Source organism: Dyella sp. (assembly GCF_035277725.1).
Taxonomy (GTDB): Bacteria; Pseudomonadota; Gammaproteobacteria; order Xanthomonadales; family Rhodanobacteraceae; genus Dyella_B.
Map to the genome: position 1 here is coordinate 1 of NZ_DATEJY010000042.1, position 12,872 is coordinate 12,872.

A 12,872-nucleotide genomic window follows, 5' to 3' on the forward strand; every position below is an offset into this window, starting at 1 on the left:
ACCTTGGCCACTGCACCCTGGAAATCGCTCTTGAGGATGATGTTCACCACGCCGGCGATAGCGTCCGAACCGTAGATCGCCGAGGCACCGTCCTTCAGCACTTCGATGCGCTCCACCGCTTCCATCGGAATGGTGCTGAGATCGGTGAACACCTTCTGGCCGTCATCGGCCAGGCCAAACGAGGCCATGCGGCGACCATTGAGCAGCACCAGCGTGGAGCCCGCGCCGAGGCCGCGCAGCGAAACGCCGGTAGCGCCGCTGGCAAAGCCGTTGCCGAAGGTGGAAGGAATGGAGCCAGCACCATCGGAGGTGAGGCGCTGCAGGTAATCGGCAACCGTGGGCAGGCCGCTGGCTTGCAGATCCTTGGCGGTGATCACTTGCACCGGCGAGGCCGTTTCCAGGTCGGTACGCGGAATGCTGGAACCGGTTACCACTACTTTTTCCAGCGTCTTGCTGGATGGATTCGAATCTTGTGCGTTGGCTGCCAGCGCAAAGCCGGCGGTGCCTGCAAACAAGGTCAACACGATGGCATCGCGTAGCCGTGTCGTTCTGAAATGCATTGGAAGGACTCCCTCTTGATCAGCAGCAGACGTGGGGTATGGGTAGGGTTCTGCTGACTCCCCTGGCGCACTTACTTACGTCGTAAGAAGGTGCGGCCTTAGGAATGGTAAACACGTTTCGCAAGAAATTAACAGTACTGGATGGACTAACCGGACAGGGTCAATCGCGCAGTCGCGCCATAACTTATTGAAGTTAATGAATTTAACTAAACAACGAGCAGTCATGTGCTAACGCAATATATTGCGTTAGCACATGACTTATTAGGACAAGTTCTTGTGAGCGCGCGGTCGATCCAGGGCGCTTCAATGCCTGAGTGAGATGGCGAGGGTTGTTGGGGTTCGCGTTCGCTCACCCCAACCTACAGGCGCGGTGGCCTGCAAGCAGGCTGGGATGGAATCCCAGCTTTGTTGTGGTTTTCGATGCCGGGATTTCATCCCAGCTTACGGGTTTACGACTCGCGTGCGAGGATGCCTTGTCGGCCGGCTTTGCGATCTCGACGGCGCGCGCGTCGTGCTGCCCAGCGCTCGCTGAGGCAGGAGAAGATGACATACAGCGCGGGTGTGCTGAGCAAGGTGAGGCTTTGCGAAATCAGCAGGCCGCCGATCAGCGCGATACCGAGCGGACGGCGCAAGTCGGAGCCTTCGCCAAGGCCGATGGCGATCGGCAACGCGGCGAGAATCGCGACCATGGTGGTCATCATGATCGGGCGGAAGCGCACCAGGCTCGCTTCGCGCGCGGCTTCCAGCGGTGTCTTGCCATGCTCGCGCTGCGCGACGAGTGCAAAGTCAATCATCATGATCGCGTTCTTCTTCACGATGCCGATCAAGAGCACCAGCGCGATCTGCGCGATCACAGAGAGATCGGTATGGGTGAACCACAACGCGAGCAACGCCCCGACGCCTGCAGCAGGCAACGTGGAAAGAATGGTCACTGGATGGATCAGGCTTTCGTAAAGAATGCCCAGCACGATGTACACCACGACGATCGCGCCCAAAATCAGCCACAGGCCACCGCTCTGCGACTCCTGAAAACGGCGAAAATCACCGCCCACGTCGAGCTTGATGTCGCCGGGCATGCGCATGTTGTCTGCCGTGGCCTGCACGATCTTCAAGGCTTCGCTCATGCTCACGTCGGGGGCGAGATTGAAGCTCAGGCTCATGGTGGTGTATTGGTTCAAGTGCGACACCTGCGTCGGCGCCACGCCTGGTTCCTGATGCGCGAACGCGGACAGCCGCACCATCTTGCCGCTGCTCGAACGCACCAGGATGTCGTCGATGGATCGTGGCGTGGCCGTCTGCCCGGCCACCGCGTTGACCACCACCTTGTATTGGTTGAGATCGGCGTAGATGTTGCTGATCTGGCGTTGGCCGAACGAATCGTAGATCGCCGAATCGATGTTGCCGACGTTGACCTGCAAGCGCGCGGCCTTGTCGCGATCGATGACGATGTTCTGCTGCAAGCCCGCGTCATCCAGGTCACTGCCCACGTCACGCAGCTTGGGATTCTTTCTTAGCTCATCGACCAGCTTCGGCAACCAGAACTGCAGCTTGGCGGTGTCATCGCCGCGCAGCGACATCTGGTATTGCGCGCCCTGGCTGGTGCCGCCACCGCCGAAGCTGGGCAGATCCTGGATGGCGCGCAAGCGTACGTTGAGATCGGGATATTGCGCGGCTTTTTTGCTGAGTCGCGTCAAGGCGGCAAACGTGTCGTCCTTGCGGCCCTGCGCATGAGTCTTGAGCTGGATGTCGAACGTGCCAGCGGTACCGGTGCGCGTGCTGCCCAGACGCGAACCCACCACGGCCACGTCGTGATCGCGCAGCAGCATGTCGATCAGGCGTTGCTGGCGCGCCACCGCGTCCTGGAACGAAACGGTGGCGCCGGACGTGGCGCGGCCGCGAATCAGGCCGGTGTCCTGCATCGGAAACAGGCTGCTCTTGATCTGCCCGGACATCACGATCACCACCGTCACGCCGATCAGGATCAGTGGCGTCAGCGATAACAGCAATGCGTGGCGCAAGGAAAAATCCAGCGCGTTCTGGTACAGCTTGAGCATGCGTTCGTGCATGCGGTCGATCGCTCGGCCTAGCTTGGAACTCGCCTGCGCATCGCGATGGCCTTGCAGAAACAGTCCGCACAGCGATGGCGTAAGCGTGAGCGACACCAAGGCCGAGACAACGATCGCGCCCACCAGCGTCAGAGTGAATTCCTTGAAGAACATGCCCGTGATGCCAGGCATGAACAGCAACGGGATGAAGACGGCCACCAGCGACGCGGTGATCGAGACGATGGTAAAGCCGATTTCGCGCGCACCGGTCAACGCCGCTTCCATGCGCGTCATGCCCTGGTCGATATGGCGGATGACGTTTTCGATCACCACGATCGCATCGTCCACCACGAAGCCGATCGCGATCACGCCGGCGAGCAGGGTGAGATTGTTCAGCGTGAAACCCATCGCGTACATGATTACGGCGGCGCCGGCCAGCGACAGCGGCACCGCCACGGCGGCAATCAACGTGGGCGCCAGCCGGCGCAAGAACAGCGCCATCACCAGCACCACCATCGCCAGGCTGATCAGCAAGGTGGCCTGCACTTCGTGCAGCGAGGCGCGAATAGTGGGGGTGCCGTCGAAATACGGTACGAGTTGGGTGCCCGGTTGCAGATAGCTGCTCAGCAGCGGCACTTCCGCTTTGACGCGATCGGTCACGTCGATGATGTTGGCGTCCGACTGCCGGTACACATACATCAGGATCGCCGGCTTGCCCTGGAACCAGGCGGCCTGATAGGCGTCTTGTTGGCCGTCATAGACGCGCGCCACATCCTTGAGCCGTACTTGCGCGCCCTTGCCGTTGTTGGAAATCACCAGGTTCGCGAAATCGGCCGCCGTATGCAGCGCATCGTCGGCTTCCACCGCCATGGTGGTGTTGCCGTCAGAGAGGAATCCTTTCGGCTGCAGCACATTGGCAGCCGTCAGCGCATTGCGCAGTTGATCGGGCGACAGCCCCATCGCGTTGAGTGCGCGCAGGTTGACGTCGATGCGCACGGCCGGCGTGGCGGCGCCGAGGATGTCCACTTCCGACACGCCAGGCAGCTGGCGCAGGCGCTGAGCCAGCAGCGAATCGGCGACGTCGTACAGATCGCGCGCGGATTGCGTTTCGGAGGTCAGCGCGAAGGCGATGATGGGGTCGTCGTTCGGATTGGCCTTCTCGTAGCTCGGCGGCGCATTGAGACCTGAGGGCAGATCCGCCTGCGCGGCATTGATCGCCGCCTGCACGTCGCGCGCTTCGTCATCGATGCTGCGGCTACCGTCGAAGATCAGAAACACGAGGGTGCTTCCAAGTGAACTCACCGAACGCATGGTGTCGATGCCGGGTACCTGCCCCAGATGGCGCTCTAGCGGCGCGGCGACGGTGGCGGCCATGTTCTCGGCGCTCGCACCGGCTTGGCTGGCGCTCACGAAGATCACCGGGAATTGCATGTTCGGCAACGCGGCGACGCCGAGCAGCGAATAGCAGATCGCGCCGATCACGAAGACGCCCATCGCCAGCAGCGAGGTGCCGATGGGGCGGCGGATGAAAGGGGCGGAAATGTTCATGTTGAAAACAACGTGCGATGGACGAAAAGGTTGAGGTTAGCTGCCCTCACCCCATGGCCATATGAAGAAAGCTCAAATTCAATGCCGCGGCAATGCGATGGAGCACGTAGGCTGGGATGAAATCCCAGCTTTGTGTGGCATGGCGGTGCTGGGATTTCATCCCAGCCTACGATTTCATTCCAACCTACGCATTCATCCCCGCCTGCGCGGACCACATGCATCACACTGCATCGCGCGCGGCGTGCCGCAGCGCGCGCCGCTCTCTGCGCGCCTGCAACCACTCCGAGAATCGTTCCATGTACAGGTAGATCACCGGCGTGGTGTACAGCGTCACCAGCTGCGACAGCAGCAAGCCGCCGACGATCGACACACCCAGCGGACGACGCAGCTCGGCGCCGATGCCGTTGCCCAGCGCCAGCGGCAATGCGCCAAGCATGGCGGCAGCGGTGGTCATCATGATCGGGCGGAAACGCAACAGGCAGGCGCGGTGAATGGCTTCGCGCGGCTTCATGCCGGTGCGCTGCGCCTCGATGGCGAAGTCGATCATCATGATCGCGTTCTTCTTCACGATACCGATCAAGAGCACGATGCCCACGATGCCATCCACCGACAGGCTCATGTTGCACAGGATCAACGCCAGCAGCGCGCCCACGCCGGCCGGCGGCAAGGTGGAGATGATGGTGATCGGGTGGATGTAGCTTTCATACAGCACGCCCAGCACGATGTAGATCACGATGATCGAGGCGAGCAGCAAGAGCGCTTCGTTGCCGAGCGAGGAGGAGAACTCCGCCGCCTTGCCGATGAATTGCCCGCGCACCTGTGGCGGAACATTGAGCTGCTTCTCCACGTTGTGGATCGCATCCACCGCTTCGGACAGGGAATAACCCGGCGCCAGATTGAACGAGATCGTCACCGCCGGCAGCTGTTGCTGATGGCTGATCACCAGCGGCGCGGTGGTCACTTGCGCGTTCACCAACGAGGCCAGCGGAATGGTGCCGCCGGCGCCGATGATGATGCCGGTATTGGCCGTGGCAATGCCGGTGGTGGTGGAGGAATTGCTCGACGCGGCCTGGCCGAAGGTAGTGGCGTTGCTGCCGGTGAGCGCGCCGCTGCCGTTGCTCTTCACCGTGAGCTGGTTGAGCAGCGAGGTGCTGGTGCGGAACTGCGGTTCGACTTCCAGCACCACGCGATACTGGTTCAACTGCGTGAAGATGGTGGAGATCTGGCGCTGCCCGAAGGAGTCGTACAGCGTGTCGTCGATGGTCTGCACCGGCACGCCCAAGGTACTCGCCTTGTCGCGGTCGATGGTGAGCTTGAGCGCCGTGCCCTGGTCGGCCAAGTTGTTGTCCACGTCGGCCAGTTCCGGCAGTTGGCGCAGGGCCTGCGTCATCTGCGTGGCGTATTGCGACAGCTCCTGCGCACTCACGTCGGACATCGAGTACTGGTACTCGGTGGCTGCCACGCGCGTATCCAGCGTCACGTCCTGCACCGGCTTGAGGTACAGCGCCACACCCGGAATATTGGCCGCGTCGTTCTGCAGGCTCTGCACGACATCATCCAGGCCGCCGCGCTTGCTGCGGTCCTTCAGCACGATGCTGAGCTGGCCCTGGTTGAGCGTGGGGTTGATCGAGCCTGCGCCGATGAACGCCGCCACACCCGCCACGTTGGGATTTTTCTGCAACGCGTCGGCTACTGCCTTGGTGCGCTGTTCCATCTGCGGGAAGGCGACGTTCTGGTCGGCTTGCACCACGCCGGTGATCATGCCGGTGTCTTGCTCCGGCAACAGGCCCTTCGGAATCACGACGTAGAGGAAGACGGTCACCGCCACGGCGACCACCGCCACCAACATGGTCACGCGCTGATGATCGAGCACCCAATCCAGCGTGCTCTCATACACACCCACCGTGCGCGCCCACACCGTGCGCTTGCCGGCCGCGAGATGGCGCTCGTGCGCATCCTCGGCTTCGGGCAGCGCATCGGGCTTCAGCAGATAGGCGCACATCATCGGCGTCAGCGTCAGCGATACCAGCATCGAGATCGCCACCGCCGTGGTCAACACCCAGGCAAATTCATGGAACAGGCGGCCGGTGACGCCAGGCATCAGCAGCAACGGCAAGAACACGGCAATCAGCGATACGGTCAGCGACAGCACAGTGAAGCCGATTTCCTTCGCGCCGATCTCCGCCGCTTCCTTGCCGTCCTTGCCTTGCTCGATGTAGCGCACGATGTTCTCGATCATCACGATCGCATCGTCCACCACGAAACCGGTGGCCACGGTCAGCGCCATCAGCGAGAGGTTGTCCAGCGACATGCCGGCGAAGGACATCACGCCGAAGGTGCCCAGCAATGAGAGCGGCACCGCCACCGACGGAATCACCGTCGCCCACAGGCGGCGCAGGAACACGAAGATCACGCCCACCACCAGGAAGATGGTGAGCACGAGCGTGAACTGCACGTCTTCCACCGACGCGCGGATGGTGATGGTGCGGTCGGCAAACACATCCAGATGCACGTCCGCCGGCAACACGCTGCGCAGCTGCGGCAGAATGTCGCGGATGTGCTGCACGGTCTGCACGATGTTCGCGCCCGGCTGGCGGCGAATATCCAGCAACACTGCCGGCTTGCCATTCGCCCACGCGGCAAGCTGGTCGTTCTCCACGCCATCCACCACCTTCGCCACGTCGGACAGGCGTACCGGCGCGTTGTTGGTGCTGTTGTAGGAAATGATGGTGTCTTTGTATTGGGCCGCCGTTTCCAGCTGGTCGTTGGTGGAAATGGTGTACGACTGCGTGGTGCCGTTGAGCGTGCCCTTGGGCGCGTTGACGTTGGCCTCGGTCAGCGCACTGCGCACGTCTTCCATGGTGAGGCCGAGGTTGGCCAATTGCGCCGGATTCACCTGGATGCGCACTGCCGGCCGCACGTTGCCGGCGATCGACACCAGGCCCACGCCCTGCACCTGCGACAGCTTCTGCGCCAGGATCGAATCGGCCAGGTCGTTCACGTCGCGCAGCTGGCGGCTGTCGGAGGTGAGCATCAGCGTCATGATCGGCGCATCCGCCGGATTCACGCGGTTGTACACCGGCGGATACGGCAGCGTGCTCGGCAACGTGCCACGCGCCTGGTTGAGTGCTGCCTGCACGTCCTGCGCGGCAATGTCGATGTCGCGATCCATGTTGAATTGCAACACGATGGTGGACAGGCCCGCCGACGAGTCGGAGGTCATCATGTCCAGGCCGGAGATCTGGCCGAGCTGGCGCTCCAGCGGCGTGGTCACCAGCGAGGCCATGGTGGAAGCGCTGGCGCCGGGATACGTAGTAGTAACCACCAGGCTGGGCGCTTCGATTTCCGGCAGCGCGGAAACGGGCAGCTCGCGATAGCCGAGCACGCCGAGCAGCATCACCGCCACCATGAGAAGCGAGGTGGCGATGGGTCGGCGGATGAAGAGGGTCGAGAATCCCATAGTCGTCGGACTATCCGTGATCAGAGCTTCGTTGAAGCCCCTCTCCCTCCGGGAGAGGGGTTTGGAGCGAGGGTGCGCGCGGAGACAGATGAAACGATCCCGCGCGAGACATGCCAAGCCGCCTTGTCCGTACCCTCACCCGCGGCCCCTCTCCGGCAAGGAGAGAGGAATGAATGGCGCTCAGCTTTGTCAGCCCGCGTTGCCACGTCGCTTGCCGCCTTGCTTGTCTTTCTTTCCATCCGAGGCGACTTGCACCGGCGGCACTTCACCCGGCTTCAGCGCTTTTACCTTGCTGCCGGGCTTGAGGCGGAACTGCCCTTCCGTTACCACCTGATCGCCGTCGACAAGACCGCTGCTGATCATCACGTGGCTGTCACCCACTTCACCGGCCACGTGCACCGATTGCATCGCCACCGTCTGATCCGGTTGCAGCTTGTAGACGAAATCGCCATCGGGACCACGCTGCACAGCCTGCGCCGGAATCACCAGCCCACCCTGCACGGTGCGCACGCGCAGCCGCACGTTGACGAACTGGCCTGGCCACAGCGTGCTGTTGGGATTGTTGAACACCGCGCGCAGCTTGAAGGTGCCGGTGCTGGTATCGATCTGGTTGTCCACCACCTGCAACGCGCCGGTGGTATCGAGCGGATGCGCATCAGCGCGATCCAGCGCGATCACTTCCAGCTTGTTGGCGCCGTTCTGGAACGAATCACGCACGGCCTCCAGATTCTGCTCGGGCAGATTGAAGAGGATGTAGATCGGCTGGATCTGCGTGAGCGTGACGATGTTGGTGGTGGTGCTCACCACATTGCCCGGATCGACCTGGCGAATGCCCGCCACGCCATCGATGGGCGAAATGATCTTGGTGAAATCCAGCTGCACCTTGGCCGAGCGCACCGCGGCTTCGTCGGCGATCACCGTCGCCTTCAGCTGCGCGACGTTGTTGCGGTAGGTGTCGATGTTCAGCGCCGCCACATAACCGTTGGCGACCAGCTTCTGGTTGCGGTCCAGCGTGCTGATGGCGGTAGCGAGCGAGGCTTCGTCCTGTTTCTGCTTGGCCACGGCCTGGTCGTAGGCCGCTTGATAAGTGCGCGGATCGATCTCGGCGATCACCTCGCCTTTCTTCACCGGCTGGCCTTCGTTGAAATTGATCTTCACCAGCTGCTGGCCGCCGATCTGCGGATTGACGGTGACGGTATTGAGTGCCGTCACCGTACCGATCGCGGTGAGATAGACCGGCACGTTCTGCTTGACCGTCGGCTCCACCGTCACCGGCACCGGCGCGTTGTCCTGACCATTGGCGCCCGGAGGGCCACCATTCTGTGCCGATTGTCCGTGATGATTGCCGGCCCTGGGCTCCGCCCCTGGTTTATGCAGCAAGCGGAAGGCGACTCCACCCACCACGAGCACGGCGACCACGATCAACGCGATCTTCCAAAAACGCGACATGTAAAACTCCTGGATTGAACGGCGGAACCACCCGTCTCCGCCCGGTGCTAACGATGCACACTTACCCTACGTGTTGCGAACAAGCATAGGAGCTGCCTAACGAGCTTGGACAATGCCAGTTGACACGGGTGCCTTATGACCGATGGCACGGTCCATGAAGCACAGCCTATCAGCCCGGTTATGACCGTATGCCTGCAGGCATGGCTCACGCACTTTACTAAAGTCCTCGGACAAATCGCCGCGGCACGACGACGACAATCCGGTCAGATGCTATCTCAACTTGTTGCGAGCTTCGTCTATACTCCGGCACTGTTGTCCGCAGCCGCCGGATCAAGCCGATCAGCTGCGGCATGGTCGCCAGGGGCGCCAAGGTACGTCACAGGGGGAAAACTGTGGCGGCTTTTCCAGACTAATCATTCGATGACTGGAGTACTTGCGTGAGCGGTTCCATGAGCAAATCCGACCAGAGTTTCCTGCGTCAGTTCTCGCTGCTTATCGCCGGTCTCGGCGTGCTGACCCTGGTCCTGATCTTCACCGCCTGGACGATCTACGAGCACGAGCCGAAGGAAACCGATCCCAACGCGGCACAGCAACTTTCCGCCAGCCTCGCCCCCAACGGCGCGGTCTACGCGGGCAATACCGGCCGCGCCGCGATGCTGGCCGCGCAGGAAGCCGCCGCCAAGGCTGCCGCCGCGCAAGTCGCCTACGGCGGCACCACCGACGGCAAGACCATCTACGACAACCTTTGCCATAGCTGCCATACCGCCGGCGTGGCCGGTGCGCCGGTACTCGGCAACAAGTCGATGTGGGCACCGCGTATCGCCGAAGGCCTGGATACGCTGGTCAAGCACGCCATCGACGGTTACCACGGCCCGGACGGCAACACCATGCCGGCCAAGGGCGGCAATCCCGCGCTGACCGATGCGCAGGTGAAGGCGGCCGTCACGTGGATCGTCGACCAGGCGAAATAATTTGCGATTGCCACGAGGTTGAAACGCCGCCCAAGAGGCGGCGTTTTGCTGCGTAGGTTGGGGTGCGAAACCCAACATCGTCATGCATGTTGAACCGCCATGTTGGGGTTCGCACCCCAACCTACGCAGCTATCATTGAGCGCATGACATTCCCCGCCTCCGATCCGTCCACCTTCCCGGACGCTCTCACCGAATTCACCCTGCAAGGCCCCGTCGGCCCCCTCGAAGCCATCAGCGATGTGGCCGAGCGCCCAGGCGCGCGCCGCGGCGTGGTGGTGATCTGCCATCCCAACTCCAAGGATGGCGGCACCATGCGCAACAAAGTGGTGACCATGCTGGAACGCAGCCTGCGCGAATGCGGGCTCGACACGCTGCGCTTCAATTTTCGCAGCGCGGGCGAATCGGCCGGCGACTACGACAACGGCCGTGGTGAAAGCGACGATCTTGCCGCCGCCGTGGCATGGGCGCGCAAGATGCGTCCCGATGATCAACTCTGGCTGGCCGGCTTTTCGTTCGGCAGCTACGTCACGCTGCGCAATGCGGTGAAGCTGAAGGCCGATGCGTTGATCAGCATCGCGCCGCCGGTTGGCCGCTGGTCGCACGAGACACTCGCCTTGCCCACCTGCCCCTGGCTGGTAGTGATGGGTGAGGAAGACGAAATCGTGGAGCCGCAAGCAGTGTTTGACTGGATCGACAGCCTGGAACAACCACCGGAACTGGTGCGCATGCCGGAAACCGGGCACTTCTTCCATCGCCGCCTGATGGATTTGCGCGGAGCGGTGAAACATTGGATGCAGGATTATTTGCCGCCCGCGCGCGATTGACGCGTAGGTTGGGGTGCGAACCCCAACATCATGTATGTATGGATGACCCTGTTGGGGTTCGCACCCCAACCTACGCAAAGTTGAACACCGATGACCGAACGATCCCCCAGCATGCGCTACCAGGAAGGCGTCGCCGCCCACCGCTGGAACGCCGACCCCGCGCAACTCGCCGTGCTGCCGGAATTCGATCGCATGCAAGCGGCGCTGTGCACGCCTGCCAACGGCAATGGCAACGGCAACAGCCTGTTCGGCCGCCTGAAATCCTTGCTCGGCGGCGAAGAACGCCAAGCCGTGCCCGGCTTGTATCTATGGGGTAGCGTGGGCCGCGGCAAGACTTTTCTGATGGATCTGTTCGCCGCCAGCCTGCCGCATGGCGTCGCACTGCGGCGTCACTTTCACCGCTTCATGGGCGAAGTGCACGAGCAGTTGCTCGAGCTGGGCGAGCGGCAGGATCCGCTGGTCGACGTCGCAGCCAACCTGGCGCAGCGTTGCCGCGTGCTATGCCTGGATGAGTTCCTGGTCAACGACATCGGCGACGCAATGATCCTGGCCAACCTGCTGGAAGCCTTGTTCGCGCGCGGCGTCACGCTGGTGACGACCTCCAACACCGCACCCGACAATCTCTACAAGGACGGCCTGCAACGCGCACGCTTCCTGCCGGCAATTGCTTCCATCAAGCAACACTGCCAGGTGGTGGAAATGATCTCCTCGCACGATTGGCGCCTGCGTGCCCTCACGCATGCACCGGTGTATCACACGCCGCCGGGTGCCGAAGCCGAGCGCGAACTGTCGCGCATCTTTGCCAGCCAGGCGCAGGGTGACATCGTTGACGGCGGCGAGATCGTGATCAACGATCGCCCGATTCCGGTACGCAAGCGCGCCGGCAATATCCTGTGGTTCGACTTCCCGGCACTCTGCGACGGCCCGCGCGCCGTCGCCGATTACATTGCGCTGGCGAAAACCGCGCCGGCCATCATCGTATCCAACGTGCCGCAATTCACCATCTACAGCGAAGATCCGGCCAAGCGTTTCGTGCAGCTGGTCGACGAGTTCTACGATCGCCACGTCAAGCTGATTCTTTCGGCCGGCGCGCCAATTACCGAGCTGTACGACGGCGAGCGGCTACGTGCAGAGTTTGGGCGTACCGAATCGCGCTTGATCGAGATGCAAAGCCAGGAATATCTGGCGCTGGAACATCTCGCGTAACGCGCAACCCGTAGGCTGGGATGAAATTCCAGCGTTTCATGCCGATGGCGATGCTGGGATTTCCTCCCAGCCTACGAGATCTCAGCTTCGCGCGTCGCCAACACCTTGTCGCTTCACTGCCGGCTGCGTCTGCTGCTACGGTGCGTGCTCCGCTTTGTCACAGGGTTGCCGCCATGTTGATTGTCATCGTTGCCGCACTGCTTGCCGGCGTTCCCTCCACCACGACACCCGACGCGTTCACCACGCGCGTGCAGCGCGCCAAGATGGTCGAAGCCGGCGCCACCGGACCGGCGTATCAGAAACAGTTCTGGGCCAAAACCGGCAACCCGATGACCGATACGCTGAAAAGCTGCCTTGCCGGCAACGCACCAGCAGACAAATCGCCCTTCACGCTGATCGCCGACATCTCGTTCGACGGACATCCGTTGAATGTGGAAGTCCGCGCACCGACGCCGGTCGCAAAATGCCTGGCCGCACAATTCTCGACCTGGACGTTTCCGGCACCACCCAAGCTGCCTGATTCGGCAACCTATCCGATCGAGATCGACGTCAGCATGTAAGCGCCATCTGTTGCGCTACGATCCGCCCGTTCTCTTCGCGGAGTCGCTCGCATGCGCGCACCTACCGGCTCAGTCGTCGGACTCTGCTCCGCCTCCGCCACCATGTCGGCGATGGGCATGGCCTTTCTCGGTTATTGGGGCGTGCACGAGCCCACGCCCTGGAACGCGCGCGACATCGTCGTGGTGTGCCTGGCCTTTCTCAGTTTCATGGCCTTGGGTGCGACGATCTGGATCGCCACCACGCCGGTG

Annotated in this window: 8 protein-coding genes and 1 pseudogene; 5 read left to right on the top strand and 4 right to left on the bottom strand. The window is 62.3% G+C overall.

Annotated features, from left to right (window positions below; genetic code table 11):
• The 4 genes from VJR68_RS03600 to VJR68_RS03615 form a co-directional block, all read right to left on the bottom strand.
• Nucleotides 1–560, bottom strand: a 560-nt coding sequence (locus tag VJR68_RS03600) for a TonB-dependent receptor plug domain-containing protein (RefSeq protein ID WP_324146185.1), incomplete at its 3' end; no start/stop codon positions are given.
• Between the two features lie 449 nt (nt 561–1,009).
• Nucleotides 1,010–4,153, bottom strand: coding sequence for an efflux RND transporter permease subunit (locus VJR68_RS03605; RefSeq protein ID WP_324146186.1), 3,144 nt, complete (start codon nt 4,151–4,153; stop codon nt 1,010–1,012).
• A gap of 220 nt (nt 4,154–4,373) precedes the next feature.
• Nucleotides 4,374–7,613 (bottom strand): efflux RND transporter permease subunit, encoded by a 3,240-nt coding sequence (locus VJR68_RS03610; RefSeq protein WP_324146187.1) that lies wholly within the window; start codon nt 7,611–7,613, stop codon nt 4,374–4,376.
• A gap of 189 nt (nt 7,614–7,802) precedes the next feature.
• Complete coding sequence (locus tag VJR68_RS03615) at nt 7,803–9,062, bottom strand: efflux RND transporter periplasmic adaptor subunit (protein ID WP_324146188.1); 1,260 nt, start codon at nt 9,060–9,062, stop codon at nt 7,803–7,805.
• A 449-nt stretch (nt 9,063–9,511) separates the two neighbouring features.
• On the opposite strand from VJR68_RS03615, the gene VJR68_RS03620 reads away from it, so the two are divergent.
• The 5 genes and pseudogenes from VJR68_RS03620 to VJR68_RS03640 all read left to right on the top strand — a co-directional run.
• Nucleotides 9,512–10,033: a c-type cytochrome gene (locus tag VJR68_RS03620; protein ID WP_324146189.1), complete on the top strand. Its 522-nt coding sequence runs from the start codon at nt 9,512–9,514 to the stop codon at nt 10,031–10,033.
• Nucleotides 10,034–10,176: 143 nt separating this feature from the next.
• Complete coding sequence (locus VJR68_RS03625) at nt 10,177–10,857, top strand: alpha/beta family hydrolase (protein WP_324146190.1); 681 nt, start codon at nt 10,177–10,179, stop codon at nt 10,855–10,857.
• A gap of 90 nt (nt 10,858–10,947) precedes the next feature.
• Nucleotides 10,948–12,063, top strand: coding sequence for a cell division protein ZapE (gene zapE, locus VJR68_RS03630; RefSeq protein WP_324146191.1), 1,116 nt, complete (start codon nt 10,948–10,950; stop codon nt 12,061–12,063).
• Between the two features lie 173 nt (nt 12,064–12,236).
• Nucleotides 12,237–12,623, top strand: coding sequence for a peptidase C13 (locus VJR68_RS03635; protein WP_324146192.1), 387 nt, complete (start codon nt 12,237–12,239; stop codon nt 12,621–12,623).
• Nucleotides 12,624–12,674: 51 nt separating this feature from the next.
• Nucleotides 12,675–12,872, top strand: a pseudogene (locus tag VJR68_RS03640) (hypothetical protein); the annotation flags it as partial.